Origin of the sequence: Dehalococcoides sp. UCH007 (assembly GCF_001010485.1) — a bacterium.
In the GTDB taxonomy this organism is placed as follows: domain Bacteria; phylum Chloroflexota; class Dehalococcoidia; order Dehalococcoidales; family Dehalococcoidaceae; genus Dehalococcoides; species Dehalococcoides mccartyi_A.
The window spans coordinates 1,258,784-1,282,129 of record NZ_AP014722.1 but is presented as its reverse complement, the minus strand read 5'-3'; the positions used below and the strand labels follow the sequence as shown (position 1 = coordinate 1,282,129).

14 protein-coding genes are annotated in these 23,346 nt (G+C 43.5%); 9 read left to right on the top strand and 5 right to left on the bottom strand.

What is annotated here, in order from left to right; all coding sequences use genetic code 11:
• The first annotated feature begins 31 nt into the window (after positions 1-31).
• Genes UCH007_RS06775 through UCH007_RS06755 form a run of 5 tightly spaced genes read left to right on the top strand, consistent with a single transcriptional unit; the run spans position 32 to position 14,323 of the window.
• Positions 32-3,616, top strand: coding sequence for a helicase-related protein (locus tag UCH007_RS06775; protein ID WP_046961402.1), 3,585 nt, complete (start codon positions 32-34; stop codon positions 3,614-3,616).
• Positions 3,617-7,801, top strand: a complete 4,185-nt coding sequence (locus tag UCH007_RS06770; RefSeq protein WP_046961401.1) for a sacsin N-terminal ATP-binding-like domain-containing protein — start codon at positions 3,617-3,619, stop codon at positions 7,799-7,801.
• Positions 7,798-10,674, top strand: coding sequence for a DUF1156 domain-containing protein (locus tag UCH007_RS06765; RefSeq protein ID WP_046961400.1), 2,877 nt, complete (start codon positions 7,798-7,800; stop codon positions 10,672-10,674). Before UCH007_RS06770 ends, UCH007_RS06765 begins: the two co-directional genes overlap by 4 nt.
• 13 nt (positions 10,675-10,687) lie before the next feature.
• Positions 10,688-14,032, top strand: a complete 3,345-nt coding sequence (locus UCH007_RS06760) for a Swt1 family HEPN domain-containing protein (protein WP_046961399.1) — start codon at positions 10,688-10,690, stop codon at positions 14,030-14,032.
• A gap of 24 nt (positions 14,033-14,056) precedes the next feature.
• Positions 14,057-14,323 carry a helix-turn-helix domain-containing protein gene (locus UCH007_RS06755; protein ID WP_081372242.1) on the top strand — a complete coding sequence of 89 codons (267 nt, stop codon included), beginning with the start codon at positions 14,057-14,059 and terminating at the stop codon, positions 14,321-14,323.
• 48 nt (positions 14,324-14,371) lie between these two features.
• On the opposite strand, the gene UCH007_RS06750 is transcribed toward UCH007_RS06755, so the two are convergent.
• Entirely contained in the window at positions 14,372-14,884 is a 513-nt protein-coding gene (locus UCH007_RS06750; RefSeq protein ID WP_046961398.1) for a hypothetical protein, read from the bottom strand.
• Positions 14,885-15,144: 260 nt separating this feature from the next.
• Positions 15,145-15,978 (bottom strand): DUF72 domain-containing protein, encoded by an 834-nt coding sequence (locus UCH007_RS06745; protein WP_052753403.1) that lies wholly within the window; start codon positions 15,976-15,978, stop codon positions 15,145-15,147.
• A gap of 98 nt (positions 15,979-16,076) precedes the next feature.
• On the opposite strand from UCH007_RS06745, the gene UCH007_RS06740 reads away from it, so the two are divergent.
• Both UCH007_RS06740 and UCH007_RS06735 read left to right on the top strand, forming a co-directional pair.
• A complete protein-coding gene (locus UCH007_RS06740; RefSeq protein WP_046961397.1) occupies positions 16,077-17,258 on the top strand; it encodes a DNA polymerase Y family protein in 1,182 nt (393 codons plus the stop codon).
• A gap of 204 nt (positions 17,259-17,462) precedes the next feature.
• On the top strand, positions 17,463-20,636 hold the full coding sequence (locus UCH007_RS06735; protein ID WP_072555797.1) for a DNA polymerase III subunit alpha: 3,174 nt from the start codon (positions 17,463-17,465) through the stop codon (positions 20,634-20,636).
• 28 nt (positions 20,637-20,664) lie between these two features.
• Here UCH007_RS06735 and UCH007_RS06730 read toward each other — a convergent pair whose 3' ends face one another.
• Complete coding sequence (locus UCH007_RS06730) at positions 20,665-20,886, bottom strand: hypothetical protein (RefSeq protein WP_046961394.1); 222 nt, start codon at positions 20,884-20,886, stop codon at positions 20,665-20,667.
• Positions 20,887-20,903: 17 nt separating this feature from the next.
• Positions 20,904-21,389, bottom strand: a complete 486-nt coding sequence (locus UCH007_RS06725; protein ID WP_046961393.1) for a hypothetical protein — start codon at positions 21,387-21,389, stop codon at positions 20,904-20,906.
• 132 nt (positions 21,390-21,521) lie between these two features.
• Here UCH007_RS06725 and UCH007_RS06720 point away from each other — a divergent pair, with 132 nt between their 5' ends.
• Positions 21,522-21,731: a helix-turn-helix domain-containing protein gene (locus UCH007_RS06720; RefSeq protein WP_023652791.1), complete on the top strand. Its 210-nt coding sequence runs from the start codon at positions 21,522-21,524 to the stop codon at positions 21,729-21,731.
• Between the two features lie 163 nt (positions 21,732-21,894).
• Here UCH007_RS06720 and UCH007_RS06715 read toward each other — a convergent pair whose 3' ends face one another.
• On the bottom strand, positions 21,895-23,031 hold the full coding sequence (locus UCH007_RS06715; protein ID WP_046961392.1) for a hypothetical protein: 1,137 nt from the start codon (positions 23,029-23,031) through the stop codon (positions 21,895-21,897).
• Between the two features lie 89 nt (positions 23,032-23,120).
• On the opposite strand from UCH007_RS06715, the gene UCH007_RS06710 reads away from it, so the two are divergent.
• On the top strand, positions 23,121-23,288 hold the full coding sequence (locus tag UCH007_RS06710) for a hypothetical protein (protein WP_155760401.1): 168 nt from the start codon (positions 23,121-23,123) through the stop codon (positions 23,286-23,288).
• Positions 23,289-23,346 lie beyond the last annotated feature (58 nt).

Sequence of the window (23,346 nt, the reverse complement as noted above, 5' to 3'; positions counted from 1 at the left end):
TTGACAACAAAGAGGGTCGTGGAGTAATGCTATGAGTAAACTTGAAGAAATAAAATCAAATGCATCAGTCGCGGGTATTTTGACAGATTCACTCGTAACAGTTGTTAATATCCAATGGTTTGGCACGGATGCAATTGAAATAACATACAAATCACCTAAAGGACAAGTAGCCAGCGAGATTCTGTATCGAAGTGATGAGTCACGTTTAAACATCGTTGAGCGAGGTCGGCCTTGGAGCTTTGACGGTGATGGAAACTTATTCCGCTTGGTTTCTGAAGCCAATCGGATTCGGCTAGCTCATTTATTCGATCCAGTTTTAGCTGTTCACACTTCACTAGTAGAACCTCTACCACATCAGATTACTGGTGTCTACGAAACTATGCTTCAGCGACAGCCCCTCCGTTTTTTATTAGCAGATGATCCTGGTTCTGGTAAGACCATTATGGCAGGACTTCTAATAAAAGAACTAATCGCCCGGGGAGATTTGCAGCGATGTATGATTGTTGCACCGGGTAGCCTGGTGGAACAATGGCAGGATGAATTATACCAGAGATTCTCCCTGCCGTTCGAAATTATGACCAACGATAATTTTGAATCAGCTCGTACTGGAAATTGGTTTTGTGAGCATAATCTTATTATCGTTCGCCTCGACAAAATGTCTCGAAATGAAGATGTCCAAGCAAAACTACGCATGCCAGATTGTCGTTGGGACTTAGTAGTTTGTGATGAAGCACATAAGATGTCTGCTACCTTTTTTGGAGGAGAGGTTAAATATACAAAGCGTTACAGATTAGGAGAATTGCTCTCTACACTAACACGCCATTTACTATTGATGACAGCAACACCCCATAACGGTAAAGAGGAAGATTTTCAACTGTTTTTAGCATTACTTGATGGAGATAGGTTCGAAGGGCGCTTCCGTGACGGTGTTCACCAAATTGATACATCTGATCTAATGAGACGCATGATTAAGGAGAGCCTAGTAAAGTTTGATGGGACACCGCTGTTCCATGAACGAATTGCATATACCGTACCATATAGACTATCTGATGGAGAAGCTCAACTTTATAAAGAAGTTACTGAATATGTCCGAGAACAATTCAATAGGGCAGAAAAACTTCAAAATGATAAAAGAGCCGGTACGGTTGGGTTTGCTCTTACAATTCTCCAACGGAGGCTAGCATCGTCTCCAGAAGCGATCTACCAGTCTTTGCGTCGGCGACGTGAACGCCTTGAAAATAAATTACGTGAAATTGAATTGTTAAAACGGGGAAGTGACATTGTTCACGCTTTGGAATCTGGAGCGGATAAGTATAGCGAAGAAGATATCGATGATCTTGATGAAGTACCCGAAAATGAAGTCGCTGAGGTTGAAGAAGCCGTTTTAGATGAAGCAACAGCCGCAGGAACTATTGCTGAACTTAAGGCTGAAATTGACACACTTAAGCATTTAGAATCGTTAGGGAATACAGTTCGCCGGAGTGGCGAAGATAAAAAATGGCGGGAATTAGCCAAACTATTAGTTGAGGAAATATTTACATCAGCAGCAATCTCACAGGGTGTCGCTGAGGAAAGAGCTCCTTATAACAACGAAAAAATTGAAAAACCAATTCCTTCGCCGCGGCAGAAGCTAATTATTTTTACTGAACATCGCGATACTTTGCGATACCTCCAAGACCGGATAGGTACCTTATTAGGGCGCTCAGAGGCAATAGTATGTATTCACGGTAGTATGGGACGAGAGGAAAGGAAAAAATCCCAGGAGTCTTTTACCAACGATCCCGAAGTTCAAGTATTACTTGCAACTGATGCAGCAGGGGAAGGCATTAACTTACAGCGTGCCCATCTAATGGTAAATTACGACCTGCCATGGAATCCTAATCGTATTGAACAGCGTTTTGGGCGTATTCACCGTATTGGTCAAACTGAAGTTTGTCATTTATGGAATTTGGTTGCTAATGAGACCCGTGAGGGCGAAGTATATCAAACTCTATTAAGAAAACTTGAAGAAGCTAGAAATGCACTCGGCGGTAGAGTATTTGACGTGCTTGGAAAAGTCCAATTCGAAGGCAAACCTCTTCGTGATTTACTTATTGAGGCGATTAGATATGGAGAGCAACCCGAGATTAAAGGTCGCTTAACAAAGGTGATAGCTAATGCTTTTGATACTAAGCAACTTCAGCTTTTATTAGAGGAAAGAGCTCTAGTTCATGATGCAATCGATTCCAGCCGCGTAAACCGAATTCGAGAGAATATGGAGAGGGCAGAAGCACGAAGGTTGCAACCGCACTATATTGAATCTTTTTTCCTTAAAGCTTTCGAGCAATTAGGTGGCGTAATCAAACAGCGTGAGCCTCGCCGTTATGAAATTACTAACGTGCCATCAATTATCCGTAGTCGAGATCGCATCATAGGATTAGGTAATCCAATAGTACAACGTTATGAAAGGGTTGTTTTCGAAAAAACACTAATATCACCACCTGGCGAGCCATTAGCTACGTTTGTATGTCCTGGACATCCCTTGCTTGATGTCGTTGCAGACATTATTTTGGAACGGAATCGTGATTTGCTACGCCGAGGCACAGTTTTGGTAGATGATAATGATTTGGGGACCGATCCAAGGGTGCTTTTTTATCTAGAACATGCGATTCAAGACGGTACGACAACACGAACAGGAGATAGATGCGTAATTTCCAAGCAGATGCTTTATGTGGAATTAGGCTCAAATGGGAATGCGTATCACCCACAATATGCTCCGTATCTAGACTATCGACCCTTAAAAGACAACGAGCCAAAATGTGAAACCATATTAGGTTTACCTGAGTGCGGTTGGATCACTCATGAACTTGAGAAAACGGTACAAGGGTATGCGATTTCTCATGTTGTTCCAGATCATCTCAAAGAAGTGCGTGACCGAAAGTTAGACTTAATAGCGAAAACTGAAAGAGCAGTAAAGGATCGCCTTTCAAAAGAAATCAATCATTGGGACCATCGTGCAGAAGTTCTTAAATTTCAAGAACAAGCCGGTAAAGTTAATGCCAAACTAAATTCCGGAGAAGCCCGAAAGCGGGCAGACGCCTTACAAGAGCGGTTACAAAATCGACTTGCTGAATTAACTCTTGAAAAGCAAATTTCCGCTTTACCGCCTGTTATTCTTGGTGGTCTTCTTATAGTTCCAATTGGATTGATAGCGAAGATAATAGGGCAGCCTTTGAAAACCCTAGAAACCGATGTTGATAAGCTAGCGGTTGCGGTAAAAGCACGCGAATTAGTAATGAATATTGAGCGCCAACTAGGATTTGATCCGATCGATCGTGAAGCCGAAAAGGTTGGTTATGATATTGAAAGTCGAGTTCCAGGAACTGGGAAACTACGTTTCCTCGAAGTTAAAGGCAGGACTACTGACGCAATTACACTGACCGTCACTCGTAATGAGATATTGTATTCGTTGAATAAGCCGGACGATTTCATTTTAGCTATTGTTGAATTTATAAACGAAACTAGTCATCGAATTCACTACCTGAGGCAACCGTTCCGTAGAGAACCCGATTTTGGTGTTACCAGCGTCAACTATGATTTTGCAGAACTATTGAATAGAGCAGAGGAACCGAGTTAGATGAATCCCCCGGGATATTTTCACTCAATTAAAACCAGAGCCTCTGAGAATTGGGATCTGCTTGAAAAACAACCTGATATCGCGGGGCCCTGGCATCAACTATTCAAGCAAATAGCCCAGAGCCCCCGCCATGTTGTTTCTGAACTACTTCAAAATGCTGATGATGCTGGAGCGACAGAAGCTTCAGTGGAAATCGCTAATAGCGAGTTCGTCTTTTCGCATAATGGAGAGGATTTCACGGAAGAGCAGTTTTACTCACTATGCCGATTTGGATTCTCAAACAAGCGAGCACTCCACACAATCGGTTTTAGAGGAATTGGATTTAAAAGCACCTTTAGTATTGGGGATGAGGTAAGACTATACACACCCAGTCTAGCCATCGCTTTTCGAAAAAGACGTTTTACTGAGCCTATCTGGATCACTGATTTAACCTCAAATCAGAACAAAACTGAAATTCGCATTTCCATTAAAGATGAACGCATCAGAGAAGATCTGGAAAAGAATTTTAAGGAGTGGATAGGAAATCCCACATCGCTGTTGTTTTTTAGAACGATTAGAAGATTAAAAATAAACAATAAGGAAATTCACTGGCAATCTCACGGAGACGGACCGGTAACAAACTCCCAATGGATGTCGCTGTCTAGCGCTCCTGATAACAAATATCTTTATATCTTTTCTGGTGAGGAAGAGTTTCCCCTGGACTCTTTGCAAGAAATCAAAGAGGAACGGATGGTTCTTGATAAAGAGACTACTTTCCCCCCATGCCGAGTAGATATCGTTCTTGGCCGAGAAGGGCGTCTATTTGTCGTACTCTTTACAGGTGTAAAGACAACACTCCCGTTTGCTTGTAATGCTCCTTTTGTGCCTGATCCAGCGAGACTTAAGATTAAGGATCCGGTCAGTTCTCCTACAAACAGATGGTTACTGGCACGTATAGGTAAACTTGCGGCGGAAGCTATGTTAGGTTGGCTTAATAGGGAAGACATGGCTGTCACCGAACGATGTGCAGCTTATGAATTGTGGCCGGATGTAGATAGAGACGAAAACACCCTTGAAGGTACCTGTGCTACGGCGGTTGAACTCGCGTTTGAGAGTTATATTGAAGGAAACAAGTGCCTAATATCTGAAAAAGAGACCATCGTTTTAAAAGGTGAATGCGTTGCGGTTCCACAAGTACTTCTGGATATTTGGGAACCTGAACAAATCTCAGTACTATTTGATCAACAGCAACGCTCAATATTGTCAAGGAGTATAGGCAGTAAATGTTGTCAAAAACTAATCAATTGGCAATATGTTGATGTGATAGACAAGTCTCAAGTAGTGCAAGTACTGGAATCAAAACACGTGCCTAACCCGGGTACTTGGCGTCAGTTAATGATTTTATGGGCTTACATCTCGGATCAGGTTGTGTCGTACTACTATAATGACCACCGCGGCGTTCGAATAGTCCCGGTACAAAGTAAAGACATCCTCTATTCTACTCAGGAGCTAGTTAGACTGGGAGAAAAGCAGTTACTTGAATCCCAGGAAGATTGGGAATTCCTGTCAGCTTATTTACTTGTATTAAATCAAAACTGGCCCAGGTTTTTGGCCGAGCAGCGCCTTAATTCTGTAAACAGGCAGGATAAAGTGCTTGCTGAACAAGTAGAATCAGCGTACAAAGTATTAAATGCATTGAATCTGGTTCAAGCTTCTGATGTGGGGAGCGTGATGGAACAGGTCAGCACAAAGTTTTTTACTCAACAGAGTTGTAATCGTTCTGATTGCGTTAGGCTAGCTCATATTGCTGCCAAGCTAGGGGCTCAGATTTCCGAGACATTCCAATTTGTGACTCAGGATAATTATCGGCGTCCGGCGAAAGGCATTTTAGCTAATATCACATCTGATTTAGATATGTTTGTTGTAGAAAAATGGTACCAAGAGCACGTCCTTCACGAGGATTATTCTAAGTCTTCTGGAAGCTGCTCTACCGAAGATTGGGCAGCGTGGATAAAATCTGACCGTAGCCGTTTATTAACATTTGTACCCTTGGATAACACCAAAAGCAATATTTATAGTAAATATAGTCTGAACAATCGTCTTAGTGAACGTACATTCAATGGGAGACTGGATTACAGGTATAAGACAGAGCATTTTTCTTTTCTAGATTGGGATTTTGAACAATCCTTTTGGGAACACTGGAAGGGATTGGCTAAAGAAGATAAGAAGTTTTGGTCGCAGTTGCTGAATCATATAATCGAACAACCTTCCACATATTGGTCCAAAGCATTATCGGCCAGGGCACTTCATGTAGCTACAACCGGGAGCACATCAGCAGTTACGTCGGATGTAATAGTACCTAAATGGATCATGAAGTTTCGTGAATTAGCATGCTTAGAGGATACTCACGGAGAACCTCGTCAACCCGCCGAATTACTGCGACGAACACCAGAAACAGAAGCTTTATTAGGTGTAGAGTCATTCGTTGCCGCTGAAATTGATACGGAGACAAACCGTCCATTACTTCAAATGCTGGGAGTAAGGGATACACCGACTGGACCCGACAAATTGTTGGAGCGTTTACGAGCATTGTCGAAAGCTTCTTCGCCTCCACTTCATGAAGTCTTGAAATGGTATCAAAGTCTGGATCAGATAACTAATAAATGTGACACCGAAGAATTGCAGGATATTAAAGATACTTTTGAACAAGAGAAAATTGTATTGACCGAAACGAATGGTGTGATTGGTTGGGCAAGTCTGGAAGACGTTTATTTAGCTCCAGATGAAGAAACAGTACCAGGAGCACCTCTCGTCCATTCTTTGGTTCGTCATTTAGCGATATGGCAGAAACTGGGTATCGCTACCAAGCCTACAGCGGACCTGGCCATCACTTGGCTTTTAAGTCTGACTTCAAATCAATCGCTTACTCCAGAAGATCTCAGGAGAGTTAGAGCGTTACTTCCACGTTATCCTGATCGTATTTGGAATGAATGCAGACATTGGATAGACCTTGAGGGGAAGTGGACACCGATAGAAGATTTCGAATATGTAATAACGATGCAATCGTTGGTTCCTTATTCTCATTTGTTCTCTGTAATTAAACACAAGACCGCGAATTTACAGTCTCTAAGTGAAAGTCAATGTCAGCAACCTCCCTTTTCTAATATCGCAAGATTGATAAACAATATTGAAGAACATTTTCAAGAGACAATATTTCGTTCTGATGCACCAAAGTCAAAATTATGGATAGAAGCACTTGGTAAAGGGTTAAGCCGTATCATTATTGCGAATGAGGAGGAAACTAACCGGATTCGTCAGCTTGGCAGACGGCTTTCAAAGACGTTATGGCAGATTACCGATGCACTCGAAACCATTCCATATATCGCGGGAACCCCTGCCGGCACAGCTCGCAGCATTCCAGCTCTATGGAAAGATTCAAATCTTTATGTAGCTAGACAATCACCGGCAAAGATTGCAAAGGCTGTCCCACAAGAAATCGGAGGACTGTTCCAGAATAAAGAAATCAACGACGCAATTATGCTATGTTATGATCGCCCCCCTGAGTTCGTAATTGAATATATTGAGGAGAATTTTAAGTTAGCTCCCCTGAGTGAAATTGAAACTGAGCCAATAGAATCGATTCAGCCTAAAGTAGTGCAACAGGGCCAGACATCCACAGCAGAAGACGAAAACGAAAAAAATGAGAATGTCGATATCGTTGTAGGTCCTACTTTAGAGCCTCCTGAACAAATCCACGAGCCTGAGCCTGCCAACGAAGAACTGAAGGATACTGGCGAAGAGAAACCTAAACCGCCAAAGCCTATTAAGCCCATTCGACCATCTTTGATAGACCGATTTGCATTCATTAATGGTTTTTCCACAGACGGAAATGATAGATATTACCATTCTGACGGAAGTTGGCTTGAGCGATCGCATGGCAATGGCTTCCATTGGGAAATGCACGATAAATCCGGTGAAATTACACAGTATTACTGGGTTAAAGAACATTGTTTAGAACTCGAACCCATGCAAATTGACACAGATATTTGGGGTTTGTGTGAAAAGTTTCCGAGGCTCTATTCTATAGTCATAGTAGATACGCAAGATGAACCTGAGGAAATCTCGGGGTACCGATTAATGAGCATGCGTGAAAACAAAGAACTGGAATTAACTTCAGCTTCTTACAGGTTGGTGTATAAAAGATGAGCGTAAAAACTAACAAGAAATTGATTGAAGTTGCCCTGCCGTTGGAGGCAATAAACGAAGCTTCAGCCAGAGAAAAGTCTATTCGCCACGGGCATCCTTCCACATTACATCTTTGGTGGGCGCGACGCCCTCTAGCGGCTGCCCGTGCTGTTATCTTTGCACAGATGGTGGATGATCCTTCAGCACACCCCGATATCTTCCCCACCCCAGAAAAGCAGGAAAAAGAACGACAGCGCCTTTTTAAGATTATTGAGAACTTGGTCCAGTGGGAGAATACAAATAACGAGACTGTTCTTGAAGCAGCGCGAAGTGAAATATGGCAAAGTTGGCGTTCTACCTGCGCTGAGAATGCTGACCATCCGGAAGCAAAAGAGCTATTTAACCGGCACATATTACCCGCGTTTCATGATCCTTTTGCTGGAGGTGGTGCCTTACCATTGGAAGCGCAACGATTAGGATTAGAAGCCTACGCTAGCGACCTCAATCCTGTGGCAGTACTTATAAATAAAGCGATGATTGAGATACCTTCCAGATTTGCCGGTAAACCACCGGTGAATCCAGAAGCTAGAAGAAATATGGGGCACTCCGGGTCCTGGAATGGAGCCTCTGGATTAGCCGAAGATGTGCGCTATTATGGTAAGTGGATGCGTGATGAAGCCGAAAAGCGCATTGGCCGCTTATACCCTAAAGTCGAAGTCACTGCTGCAATGGCTAAAGAGAGGCCTGATTTGAGGCCATTAGTTGGACAAAAGCTGACCGTGATTGCCTGGCTGTGGGCACGCACTGCGAAAAGTCCAAATCCGGCTTTTAGGAATGTAGACGTGCCGCTCGCGACTAACTTCATGGTTTCGACTAAACCGGGCAAGGAAGCCTATGTACAGCCAATGATTGAAGGAAACAATTATCGCTTCACGGTGAAAGTTGGCAAGCCGAGGGACACTAGCACACTGCGAGGAACTAAAACCGGAAGTAGCGGGAGCAGTTTTTTTTGCCTGATGTCTCAAGCTCCAATGTCATTTGAATACTTACGAGATGAGGCAAAAGCAGGAAGAATGGGTTCACGTCTCATGGCTATCGTAGCGGAAGGAGAACATGGACGGATCTATTTGCCACCTACAGACGAGATGGAGTCTATTGCAAAGGAGGCAGATCCTAATGAAGTGCCTGAAGCGGAATTACCCAGGAAGGCACTAGGGTTCCGTATCCAAGCATATGGAATGACTCATTGGCGAGATCTTTTTACACTTCGTCAACTCACCGCCTTGACCACTTTTTCTAGTTTAGTGGAAGAGGCGCGAAACAACATAGTAAAAGACGCTATTGCATCTGGGTTAACCATTGGCGGCAAGAGAATTGATACTGGGGGTAACGGCGCTGACGCTTACGCGGATGCAGTAGCAGTGTACTTGGCGTTCTTGGTAAATCAAGTGGCAAACCATTCATCTTCTTTCTGTGGATGGAACTCTCCGAACGAGCAGATGCGAAGTGTATTTGCGCGGCAAGCAATTCCTATGGTCTGGGATTTTGCAGAAAGCAACCCCTTTTGTGATTCGTCAGGTAGCTTCAACAACCTTTTTGAAAGGCAAGTGAAGAGTTTTGAAAGTCTTGGCAGTAAGGTGATAGGTTTTGCAACACAAGCAGATGCGAATAGTCAAACGATAACGAGGGCGAAGATAGTTTCTACTGATCCCCCGTACTATGACAACATAGGCTATGCTGATCTATCAGATTTCTTCTACATTTGGCTTAGGCGATCGATTAAATCGGTTTTTCCCACCTTATTTTCAACATTAACCACCCCTAAAGCTGAAGAGTTAATAGCTTCGCCTTTTCGTCATGGAAGCAAGCAAGAAGCTGAAGAATTCTTCCTTGGAGGCATGACCAGAGCAATGCGGCGTTTAGCAGAACAGGCACATCAGTCCTTTCCTGTTACCATATATTATGCTTTCAAACAATTCGAAGATGAGAACTTAGAGGGGATATCAAGTACTGGATGGGAAACATTTTTGAATGCAGTAATTGACGCAGGTTTTGTTCTTACCGGAACCTGGCCTATGCGAACAGAAAAACAAGGGAGAACAATTAGTATTGATACAAACGCACTTGCATCGAGCATAGTAATGGTCTGCCGGCCTCGGTCGTCAGAAGCGAAAATAACTACCCGCCGGGAATTTGTCGCGAGGCTAAAGTCAGAATTACCACCTGCTTTGATCAATCTGCAACGCGGGAATATTGCCCCGGTGGATTTGGAACAGGCTGCAATCGGTCCTGGCATGGCAATTTATACGAGTTATGAAAAGGTGATTGATGCTGAAGGGAATGCCCTCTCTGTACGAGATGCATTGCGCCTTATTAACCAAACTCTCTACGAGGTTCTTACCGAACAGGAAGGCGATTTTGATTCGGATACTCGTTGGGCTTTGGTATGGTTTGACCAATTCGGTTTCATCGAAGGTGATTACGGCATCGCGGAGCAGTTATCCAAATCTAAAAACACTAGTGTAGGCGGATTGGTAAGCGCTGGCATTCTCACTTCCGGTAGTGGCAGAGTCCGACTTTTCAAACCATCGGAGCTACCGGCCGACTGGGAACCAGAACAAGACAAGAGATTGACTGTTTGGGAAATGACACATCAGTTGATCCGTGCCTTGGAAGCTGGCGGTGAAGGTCCGGCGGCAGAATTGGTCACCAAACTGGGCAGTAAAGCCGAAATTGCCCGCGAGTTGGCGTACCGCCTATATACTGTCAGCGTCCGTAAAAAACGTTCAGCGGAAGCTGGGCTTTATAATAGTCTCGTAAAGAGCTGGCCTGAAATACTTCGTCTTGCTCAAGAACAAGACAAACTAAAGCCACGACAAGGGCAGATGATTTAATAGGAGAAAGCGTATGGCAATTACGAATTACGAACGAGTCACTAAAGCAATGGACTTGCTCAAAGAGGGTTTGAGTCCATTTGTGGAGAGGGAAGCAAAAACTGCCTTTGGTACCGGGCTGACTATGGCAATCAATAGAATTATGCAGGAAGACCGGCTTTATGCTAATAAACCCATAAAAGAATGGGATGTAGCTGGCTTGCTACACCTGATGTGGGATAGTTGGAACGAAGTATTTAAGAATACTCTTGGACCTGCGGAACGTGGTTTTGTGGGAGAGCTGCGTGGTTATCGCAACAAATGGGCACATCAGGAAGCTTTCTCATCAGATGATACATATCGAACAATGGATACAGCCAATCGTTTATTGTCTGCAATTTCATCTCCCCAAGCAGAAGACATCGATAAAATGAAAAAGGAGCTCCTGCGTCTTAATTTTGACGAACAGGTACGAAATGAGAAACGTAAAGCATCAGATGGTTTATTCGAAAGTCAAGTAGCGGGGAATCTCAAACCTTGGCGTAGTGTGGTAAGTCCCCATCAGGACGTAGCAAGTGGTACTTACCAACAAGCAGAGTTCGCTGCCGATTTATGGCAGGTGCATCTTGGAGAAGGCTCCGATGAATACCGGAAACCAGTAGAGTTTTTCCGCCGGACCTTTTTAACAGATAGTTTGAAAAAATTATTAATTTCAGCTATCCAACGAGTTAGCCGTAAAGGCGGCGATCCAGTAGTACAACTTCAAACCAATTTCGGTGGCGGTAAAACCCACTCGATGTTAGCGCTTTATCATTTATTTTCCGGTACCCCACCCACTGATCTTCCTGGTGTGGAAGCCATAATGAAAGAGGCGAAAGTTGAAAAACTGCCAATTGTTAAGAGAGTAGTTTTAGTAGGGAACCGCATTTCGCCAGGCAATCCCGTCAAGAAAACTGATGGTACGATTATACACACTCTTTGGGGAGAGATCGCATGGCAGTTAGGTGGTAAAAAGGCATACGATACAATCCGTGCCGATGATGAAAAAGCTACCAATCCAGGTGATAGGTTACGGGAGTTATTAATCCAATATGGTCCTTGCATAATACTGATAGACGAATGGGTAGCTTATGCCCGCCAACTGCATGATAAAGATGGTATTCAACTCCCGGCCGGCAACTTCGAAACCCAGTTTACTTTTGCCCAAACACTAACTGAGTCTGCTAAACTCGCGAAAAACTGTTTATTGGTCATAAGTTTACCAGCCTCAGATACTACTGGCTCTCCCCATACCCAAGCGGACGATACTGAGGTAGGAGGACAGCGTGGTAGAGAAGCGCTGGAACGTTTGCACAATGTTATCGGTAGAATAGAATCTTCGTGGAAACCAGCCAGCGCAGAAGAAGGTTTTGAAATTGTCCGTCGTAGATTGTTTGAACCGCTAACGGAACAAAGTCAATTCGTCGCTAGAGATACAGTGGCACGTGCTTTTCACGATTTATATAATACTCAGCAGCAAGAATTCCCCAATGAAAGCCGCAATGCTGAATACGAATCACGTTTAAAAGCAGCTTACCCAATACATCCTGAGGTTTTTGATCGCCTCTACTCTGACTGGTCAACTCTAGTAAAGTTTCAACGCACACGTGGTGTTTTAAGGCTTATGGCTGCTGTGATACATAATCTTTGGGAAAAAGGTGACCAAAATCCTTTAATTATGCCTTGCAGTATACCCATCTCTGATTCATACGTTCAATTTGAACTTACTCGTTACCTCTCTGATAACTGGACTCCGGTTATTGAAAAGGATGTAGATGGGCCGAGTTCTCTTCCGTTGAGGATGGATAATGAGATTCCCAACCTGGGGAAGTTATCAGCCTGCCGCAGAGTAACAAGAACAATTTATCTAGGGTCCGCTCCAACCGCCACTGCTGCCCATCGTGGTATCGAAGATCGCCGTATAAAATTAGGTTGCGTTATGCCTGGCGAATCCGCTGCAATTTTTGGAGATGCAATGCGACGCCTAGCTAGCTCTGCCACATATCTATATCAGGATGGCCCGAGGTATTGGTATTCCACTCAGCCGACTCTCACACAAATGGCAGCAGAACGAGCTGAGGATTTGAAACGTAATCCCGAAGCAGTCGCCGCTGAGATTGAAAAACGTGTGCGTGTAGACGTAAGGAGCACTGGAGAATTTAGTCGAGTTCATCCTTTCCCGCATTCTGGCCAAGATATACCAGATGATACGGATGCTAGGCTAGTTGTTTTAGGAATTGAATATCCATATGTAAAAGATGCTGAAAATATGGCAGAAGCGGCAGCAAAAACTATGCTGGAAACTCGAGGCAGTTCTCAACGGTATTATCGAAATACTCTAGTGTTTTTAGCTGTAGATAAAACTAGATTACAAGATTTGGATGAGGCAGTGAGAATTTTCCTGGCATGGGAATCAATCATCGGTGACCGTGAACATCTCGACCTCACAGCGAATCAGGTGAGAGGAGCGGAAACTCAGCGTACCAGTGCTGATGGTGTAGTGGTAGCAAGAATACCTGAAGCTTACCAGTGGCTTCTAGTGCCGGTACAACCAGACTATAAGAAATCCATGGAATGGAAGGCTTATCGCTTAACAGGTCAAGATAGTTTGGCAATACGCGCCAGTAAGAGAATGAAAAATGAGGAGTTATTGCTAACCAGGTTAGCTGGCACAAACCTACGCCTCGAATTGGATAAAATTCCACTTTGGCGTGGGGATCATGTTGAAGTCAAGCAACTTGCAGATGATTTTGCTCAGTATTGCTATCTTCCACGTCTTAAAGATACTTCAGTACTTATATTGGCAATTCAACAAGGAGTCAGGTCTTTATTATGGAGACAGGATACTTTTGCTTATGCTGATAGTTATGATGAAAATGCTAAACGTTATCGTGGTCTATGCTGTGGGCAACAGATGAATGCTCTTGGTAGCAATGTCTCTGGAGTAGTTGTTAACTCCGAGATAGCGGGAAAGCAAATTGCAGCTGAAACAACTCCGAAATTGGGCACAAACGGGGGTTTTACTCCGGAGGGAACTGGCACCGCTCCTGTGACCGCTGGTTACTCTCCGGATACGGGAACTACTATACTAGGAAAACCAAAGGCTCCAAAGCGTTTTTACGGGACAGTTAGTTTGGATCCAGTTCGCGTAGGAAGAGATGCTGGTAAAATCGCCGAGGAAGTAGTCGCACATCTCATTTCTTTAGAAGGAGCTGATGTAAAAGTAACTCTTGAAATAGAAGCAAATATACCTTCCGGAGCCCCAGACAATGTTGTTCGTACAGTTACCGAGAATAGCCGCACTCTGAAATTTACCAGTCAAGGTTTTGAAAAAGAATAGAAGGCAATAGGATGATTAGTCAGTATGATTGTTAAAAAATTTGTCTCGGAAACTAAGACAGCGCAAGCAAGTAATAAGCTAAGTTTGATATGCAAACCATTAGAAGTTCAGGATGAAAAATTGACTTTATCTGTTCAAGAAGTGACTAAGCTGTTAGGAGTTAGTAAAAGTGGGGTTTACGAACTAGTTCACACTGGAAAAATTCCTAGTCTCAGATTTGGCCGCAGGATTCTTATTCCCCGGATGCAGTTGGATAAAATGATTTCAATGCAGATACTTCTATCAGCGTAAATATACCTATAGCCTAAGAGGTGATTTCCCCGGGTGAACAGTGACGATTTAGTGAAAGCAGAATACAAGTATTTCAAAGTTTATGATCCAGTAAGTAAGAAAGGCAAAAAATAACCAAAGCAATGCGAAAAGAGACGGCACAAACCATGTATGGCTTACCGGACTTTTCTTGTTGAAGTCAAACGGGCTAAATAAATATTCAAAATGGTCAGGTAACCATTCGCTCAACCATTCCGTTGATTTTCTTTTATCACCTGCCACCGGTGAACAAAGTTTGCCTTCTGACACTTGCATTATGACTCTGGTTTGAAAATATGAGATTAGACTAAAGTAAATTGAGAGTATAAAGCCGAAACCTATTAGTATACAGATTAGGGGCAGACAAAATGGGTTAGCATCTATATTAATGACCAGTGTTACAAATGCCACAATCAAAAAGGACATTAACACCAAGAAAAAGTGAAATCTCTGCTGGACATGTTCAACCTCAGTGTAGTATTGGTCAACCCAGCTACGTTTTATAGTATCATCATAAATTTTAAATTGTTCATTATCTGCCATATCTAACCTCTTAAAATTCTTCTAGTTAGAGTTACTTGAGAGGGCAACGCACTTAATAGAAGGATTAATAATATTAGTATTCTGATCCGGTTTTTCTTTATAAAGGTACTAGCTGCATTATAGCCTTAATATCTAATATCTGTAAGTCTCTGATATACGTGAAAATGGATGAAACCGATTAGCGAAGTCATGAGATATTGGTAGCTAATATAAACAGTCAGTGCTTGTCTTGCTAAAATATGAACCCAATTAGTAGCTAATTATTCTTCTAGAGCAAATCGCGCCTGAATAGCTTGCTTTAAGTCTGTTGCGTTTTTTGGTGCGTATCCCTGCCAGTGATTATTAAAAAAAGCAAAGGTGGTTTGGGTAGAGCCTACTGCTTTTTTAACCCGTTCTGCCAGTTCATTTATTTCCTCTGCTGAGTATAGGTAGCGGTAGCGTGTTTCAGCATTTCCTGTCCACCAATCCTGGGCATTCCGCCCATGAAAACGAAGGTATGCCAGTTTTGAAGAGGTGAGTGGAAGTTCCTGGCTTATTGAAGATTTAAATACTGGTTCGTCTATCTGCACCCAGGCTATATCAAGAGATGAAAGTAGTTTTCTAGTTTTAATATCATCGCTCCAGCTCCTATGACGCAGTTCCACTGCCAGCGGGTACTGGCTGAAGGTATTAAGCAGTGCCTCAAGGTAGAGTTTGTTTTCGTCGGTATTTATAAAACCGGGTGGAAACTGTGCCAATACTGCCCCCAGCTTTCCTGTAGCTTCTAACGGAGCTATTCCCCGTTTGAAAATGTCTACATCTGCACCTGAGAGTGAGGCAACCTTGCCGGTTGCTTTTTCAAACATCTCGGGGTGGGTAAATTTCTGCCAAAGCTTAACCATGAAACTGAAATCTGGCGGGGTTTTCTTCACCCAGTTCCAGACATAAGCCGGGTTGAGTGGGGTGTAGAAAGAACTGTTTATTTCCACACAGTTGAAACACTGGCTGTAGAATCCCAGTTCGTTTTTAGTTCCCTTAGGGTAAAAGTAACCGTTCCATGTACCTTCGCCCTTTGGGTAGCTCCAGCCTGAGGTGCCTATATAAATTTTACTCATAATTTTTCTCCCTGAAATTATACATCAGACAGACATTTACCTGTTGAAAATAGAACAGATGTTCTGTTATATTTTAATTGATTCTTAATGGAGTAGCAATGGATATTTTATGCATCTTAATACCGCATTTTGCCTTTGAATGTGCTGTACTTGCCGGAAAACTTTGCCGGGAGCAGAAGGCAGGGCTTGTTTACAGTATTGATTCTCAGAAATACCTGTTGGATTATACCCCTGGGCTTGAAGGGCTGAAGAAAGATATGCCGCTGGGTCAGGCGCTTTCGCACCACCCTGACATGCAGGTGATGAAAGCAGACATACCGGAATATAACCGGATGTTTGAAGGTGTTCTGGATGGCCTTGAATATTTCAGCCCTTTTATAGAAGGAAACGGAATTGGCGAAGTATATGCAGATTCCAGTGGGCTTGAAAAGCTTTATGGCGGCAGGGTAGCTTTGCTTGAGCGGGCGCGTATGGCTGTGCCCGCTCAAGCCTTTGGAATTCGCCTTGGACTTGGTAAGAGTAAATTTGAGGCCCGTATTGCTGCACTATATGCCGAAGATCCTACTTATTACCTTTCCGGCAGGTTGAGCGGTGATTTTTTTAAGAAACTGCCCTGCCATATATTGCCGGTGAGCCTAAAATGCCGCCAAATGCTGAAAGCTTTTGGGTTGGATACTTTGGCTAAAATAGCCGAACTGTCACTTTCTCAGCTTCAGGCTCAGTTCGGTACGGACGGGCAACGTATCTGGAAACTCTGCCGGGGTCAGGATAGTTCACCGTTTTGCCCGCGGATAAAACAGGAATGCATAGAAGAAAGCACCAGTCTTCCTTCCCCCACAGTTTCACTTGAAGTGCTATTTATGACGGCAGAAGCCCTGCTCGCTAAAGCCTTTGCCAGGCTGGGTGAGCGCAGGTTGGGTATCCGCTGCCTCACAATGCGTACGCTTGGCTGGCGCGGGGAAAGCTGGGAGCAGGAAATTAATTTTAAAGAGCCGGCTTTAAACCAGACGGCGATAATCAGGCGTGTAAGACAGGTGCTTGAAAACTGTAGCCAGCCTGGGCCGGTGGAACAAGTGAGCCTCAGGCTTTCACGTCTTAGCTATCCGGTAGGCTGGCAGGGCAGTATTTTTACTGAGGTAAGGTCCAGTGAAAAGTTGGTAGATAATATCCGCCAGATGGAAATGCGTTTCGGTACACCCAAGGTATTTAAAGTGAAGGAAATGGAGCCATGGTCAAGGATACCCGAAAGACGCTATGCCCTGGTGCCTTTAAACCAGTAGATCTGCCGGAAGCAATCCTGGTGAGGGAAAGTAAAAGTGGCACCCCGCTTTCTGTAAGGGATTGCATCTGGCAGACTGTAGCCGGTGTAGAGGGTTGCTGGCGGATAGATGATGAATGGTGGCGCCCTCAGGTGGTCTCCCGGCTCTATTTTGAATTAAGACTGGCAAGCGGCTGTAAGATCTGTCTCTTTAAAAACCTAGCGGATGGGTGCTGGTTTCGCCAGAACTATTAGGGAAAGCACTATGTATGCCGAGCTTCACTGTCACAGCTATTATTCTTTCCTTGACGGGGCATCTTCACTCGAAGAGCTTATACTCAAGGCAAAAGAGCTTGGGTATACCGCTCTTGCCATTACTGACCATAACAATCTTTGTGGTGCTATGAGTTTTGCCCGGTTGTGTAAAAGCTTGGGCATAAAGGGGATCATAGGCGCAGAAATTACCCTTGAAGGCGGTTATCACCTGACCCTGCTTGCAAAGGACAGCCGGGGTTATTCCAACCTTTGCCGCTTGATAACTGAAGCTTACCGGCAGGGAGATCGCCGTCAGCCGGAGCTTCCCCGTGAGTATCTGGCTGAACATACAGAAGGTCTTATAGTCCTCTCAGGTTGTACAAAGGGCGAGCTTGTTGAACTGGTGAATTCCCATAAATCAGACGAAGCAGCCAGGCTTATCAAGGAATATCAGGAATGGTTCGGGGTGGAGAATTATTTCATAGAAATCCAGTCAAACCTGGTTTATGGAGATGTTGGGCGAAACCGCACACTTTACCAGCTTTCTGCCCAAACTGGGGCAAAACTGGTTGCCACCGGTAATGTCCATTACCACCAGCGCGAACGTCACCAGCTTCAGGACTGTCTGGTGGCAATACGCCACTGTCAGACACTTGAGGAAAGCCACCGGGTAAGGCGGCCCAATTCAGAATTTTACCTGCGCACTCTAGATGAACTTAAAGAGGCCTTTAAGGACTACCCACAGGCATTGGAGAATACACTTAATATTGCCGCCAAATGCGACTTTGATCTTGCAACCGCATCTGGTTACAGTTTCCCTGAGTACCAAACTGAAAATGGTAAAAGTCCGGATGAGTATCTGGAAGAAATTTGCAATCAGGCAGCCCTAAGACGCTACGGTACTGTCAGCCCGCAAGTTGAATTCCGGCTTAGGGAAGAATTGCGTCTGGTTAAGAAACACAGGCTGGCTGGTTTCCTGCTCCTATACCATGATGTGGCCAAACTGGGACGGGAGGTTATGGTGGATTTGGGACTAAGCAGTGCAGATTTGCCGCTTGAGGAAAACCCTCCCGGTCGGGGGCGCGGGTCATCAGTATCTTTACTTATCGGCTATCTTATCGGCATTTCCCATATTGATCCGCTTGAATTTGGTCTTTCTCTTGAGCGCTTTATGCCTGAAGACAGCCTTAGCTGTGCACCGGATATAGATCTGGATTTTCCCCGCAGTATCCGGGAAGAGCTTATCCTGAGAACCCATGAGAAATGGGGTTGGCGGCATGCCGCTCTTACCGGCACTATAGGCACTTATCAGATACGCGGAGCGGTAAGGGATCTGGGCAAAGTACTGGATCTGCCAGCGGAAGAACTTGCCCAGCTTTCGGCTCAGCTTGAATGGGGGAGCGCCCGCAAGCTTGAAAAAGTTATGCAAAAGCTCCCTCAATTTAAAGAAAAACTGGATTCACCCGGCTGGTGTGACCTTTTACGTCTTTCCTGGGAACTGGACGGCTTCCCCAAGTATCTTGGACAGCACCCCGGCGGTATGATAATTTCTTCCACTCCGATTTCAGATGTAGTGCCTGTTCAGCCAGCAACCACTCCCGGACGCTATATCTGCCAGTGGGATAAAGACAGCATAGATGATGCCGGCTTTGTGAAAATAGATTTTCTGGCTCTGGGTGCACTTTCTCAGATACAGGAATGCACCGGGCTTATTTATGAGAGAACCGGCACTATGCCGGATATGTCAAGAATAGATTTTAATGACCAGAAGGTCTATGACATGCTCTGCAGAGGAGATACCATAGGCATTTTCCAGGTGGAATCTGCCGCCCAGATGCAGACTATTGTGCGTTTAAAGCCCCGCAACCTGTTTGATATGGCCCATGAGGTAGGTGCAGTACGTCCTGGGGTGGGTGTAAATGGGGGGGTGCAGGAATATCTGGCCAGACGATGCGGTAAAAAACCTGTAGTTTTTGATCACCCACTTGAAAAGCATGCCCTTGAGCGCACCCTGGGGATAGTCCTTTTTCAGGATCAGGTAAATCAATTGGCCATAGATGTGGCCGGTTTTAAACCAGCCGAGGCAGATCAGCTAAGGCGGGCTTTTAGCCGCCGGCATAATCAGGCACTCTTGGAAGATTACCGGAGCAGGTTTCTTGCCGGTGCGTTGGCGCGGGGGGTAGACGAAGAAACCGCCGGGGTTATTTTCAGCAAGTTTAACGGTCAGTATATGTTTCCCGAATCCCATGCCTTTGCCTTCGGGGTGACTGCCTATCAGGCCTCATGGCTGAAACTATATTACCCTCTGGAATTTTTTACAGCTATTTTTAACCAGCAGCCGATGGGCTTTTACAACTTGGAAACCCTAAAAGAAGACGCCAAGCGTCATGGTATAAAGATTCTGAATCCAGATATAAATAAAAGCGATAGGCTCTGCCGGATAGAAAATGGGGCAGTAAGACTAGGTTTACTTATGGTGAGTGGCCTGGGTGAGGCGGCAGCAAGTGCCATTACTGAAACACGTACTGAGAGAGGTAATTATAAACGCATTGGTGATTTTCTGGAAAGAAGCGGGGTACTTGAAGATGTTGCTTTAAACCTGGCAAGCGCAGGCGCTTTTGACAGTTTTGAACTTAACAGGCGCAAAGTAAAGTGGGAGATAGGTTTGCGTTACCAGCCAGCCAATAGCCAACTTCCATTGCCGTTGCCGGTTGAACAGGATTTGGCTACACTTGCTCCACCATGTAACTGGGATAAAATGATAGATGAATATTCCAATCTTGGACTTTACCCGACCGGGCATATAATGGACAGTTTAAGGCACAAATTAGGCAAAGGCATTTGCACGAGTAAAGGCATAGACAAAATGAAAGATGGGGATTATCTGAGTACTGCAGGACTGGTTATCCGCCGCCAACGCCCCCGCGGCAAGGTAGTATTTCTTACCCTTGAAGATGAATTTGGGCATATACCTTGCATGGTATTCCCTAGCGTTTACCGGCAGAGTGAACTTACTTTCAAAAAACCTTTTCTGATAGTGAGTGGTTATCTTTCGCGGAAAGACGGAGCCTGTAATTTGGTTATTCAGAAAGTGGAGTCTCTGGATGTGAAAGAAAAGGTGACTGCCTCCAGGGATTGGCGATAGTCACCTTCTTATATTAAATGCAAATCTACTACTCTTTATTATCGTGATTATTGCGTTCAATAGATTTCGCAATGATCCTAACTAATCCTAATAGGAACAGCCCTCCTCCAATTATCATCACCCATTGAAGCATTTGGTACTCAATAGGCCCGATTCTGATGCCCAGTTGGCTGAGGTCTATTCCAAAGGCTGCATAACAGGTTGCGAACAGGATTAAACCGATTATTGTAAGGCTGAATCCGAGTGCCATGTAAATTCTCCTTAAGTTTATTCGTATTCCTGCCATTCCATCCCAGCATCGATTTTAACCTGCTTGGAAGAAATGAAGGAGAAAGTATTGTCTAAAACCAGATAGTAGGTGCCAGCGGTAAGATTCAACATAAATGAATGAGTGGTCAGTTTGCCTGAGTCATAACAAGGTGTTACAAAGTGATCGTTTGCCCAGTTAACGTAATCGGTACTATCCAGAATAAGCATCCGGATATCATTACCTGATCCACCGGAAGCATAAAACGAACCCCCAACCCGGGTATTAAGCATATCCGAAGAAATAGTAAACTCGAATTTATAATAATCACCTGCGGAAATATCAAATGTATTATCCATAAAATATGAGATCTTGGTTACCAGAGGGTGATTAAATAATCCCGGGTTGTTACCTGAGGGGTCAAAGATATTGGTATTGCAGCCAGTAAGGCAAATGGAAAGCAGCAAGGTAAAAATAACAGCTAATGAGATAATTAGTTTTCGCATTAGATCCTCCCGTACATGGATAAAGAGATGATATAACATAAACGCATAGGTGTCAATAATAATCAAATATAATCAATATGTGCCTAAAACAATACGGATGTGTAATATTCCATAAATAAATGGAGTATTACAATGGTTAGAAAGAAAATAGAGAAGTCAGAAACGAAGATTGAGTGCGGTTTTTTATCTTTTTCAGAGGCTCAGGAATTTCTGGGTATCAGTCACCAGACAATCTACAATCTGATTAAGAAAGGTTTACCTTCATATAAGCTGGGAAATAAACGGGTGTTCATAAAAGAGGATCTGATTAACTGGGTAAAATCCCAAAAATCATCGCCATAGTTTACATCAAAGGTGTGTTATAAAATATGATAAATATGACAAATTTACCTGCAAAATGTTCGTATTTTACTGATAATTTTAATACCATTAAAAGCCGATTTGTTTTAAATAATCAGCGCATTTTATTCTAGTGTTAACTCTTAGGGATCCAGTTCATATCGTTCTAATCATTTGGTTCTAGAAGTGTCTTCAACTTTTTCATTGAATCAACAATCGACTCTTGCTCTAAATTCTGCTCGTCATCGTTTAAATCTAAGTATTTTGGACAATCATTCGCGATCTCCTGTGGACTTAAATTGTTATTAATCATGGGTTCGAAAAATTTAATCCGTTTCTCTAATTTATTAAAATCAACTCCGACAGGGAGGCGCCCTTGAGGTATACTACCACTTGCTTCCAGTAGTGCATTATTTTCTGGCTTTATATACTTATTCCATAACTTGGTCCAATCTTCAAAAGTGAAGGTCTCATCGATATTTGTGATAGTGGCATTAAAATGAGTTACGTAACTACCCTTATAAAATGTTGGTGAAATTATAATGTTTTTATATCCCAAGTTTGTGACCCACTCTGGATTATTAGTTAATAGATAGTATTTTAATTGTTGAATCGCATACTTCCAATATAAATCAAACGGCAGTCTGTGTCGTTTGATTAGTAGGTCTATAACTTTATCTATAAAAGAAGTTTCATCATTTACTGTTGATGTAAGGTGCTCTTGCAACCAGACAGGGAAATTCGTAGTATTGAAGGTTTTCTCTGCAGATTTGATCGCCATCTTTCTGATATCTAGGGGTAAATCACTATCAGCTATTTGATGTTTGGTCTCGACTTCATGAAATACTTTTAACCACTCCAATAGTACTTCAACTCCGATTATCCTTTGGGCCTCTTCTTGAGATACTTTTTCCTGGTTTTTTCTCGGTTTCATCAATAATTGTAATTTATCAGAATATATTTTTTGTTCAAATGGTATCTTAATTTGCTCATCAGGAAGACCAAGTGCATTTCTAATATCCGAGATATCTTTTCTAAGATATGGGTTATGAGGTAAAAGGTTTATTCTAGCCTTTGTCGCACGATAAGTATCGTCCCATTTGATATATTTTCTCCGAGGAAAGTACTCTGGAAATATTAGTTTAAGCGTACGTTCAACTCTTCTTGCTAAAGCAGGATCTTTTTTGCGTAAACTTGTTATTGCGGGTTGATATTTGTCTAATATTAAATACGCTGGCCCTCCATTCTCCTCACCTTTGGGGAATAAGGTATTTAACGCCCATTGTATTTTATCCGTTGTCATAGATACCCCCCTATGACGCAATTACACTTCATGAATTATAGGACATACTTTTATTGATGCCAACAGAAAGTTGGCAAGAGGAGGCAACAATGAAAACTTTAGCGCAACTCTTGGGTGTACTATACCGGCTGGGTATCAGGGCGGATGAAATCTTGCTGGAGGATTCTATTTTCCATACTCTTGCGTACCGAGCCAGAGAAATTGCACGCCGCAGAGAGGAGGAAGAAACTTATGACCCGGAAAATGATGATGAATAGAGAGATAGATAATTTGGGGAACCAAATGGTTTTGGGATCTTAAGGCAAGGAAGGTTTT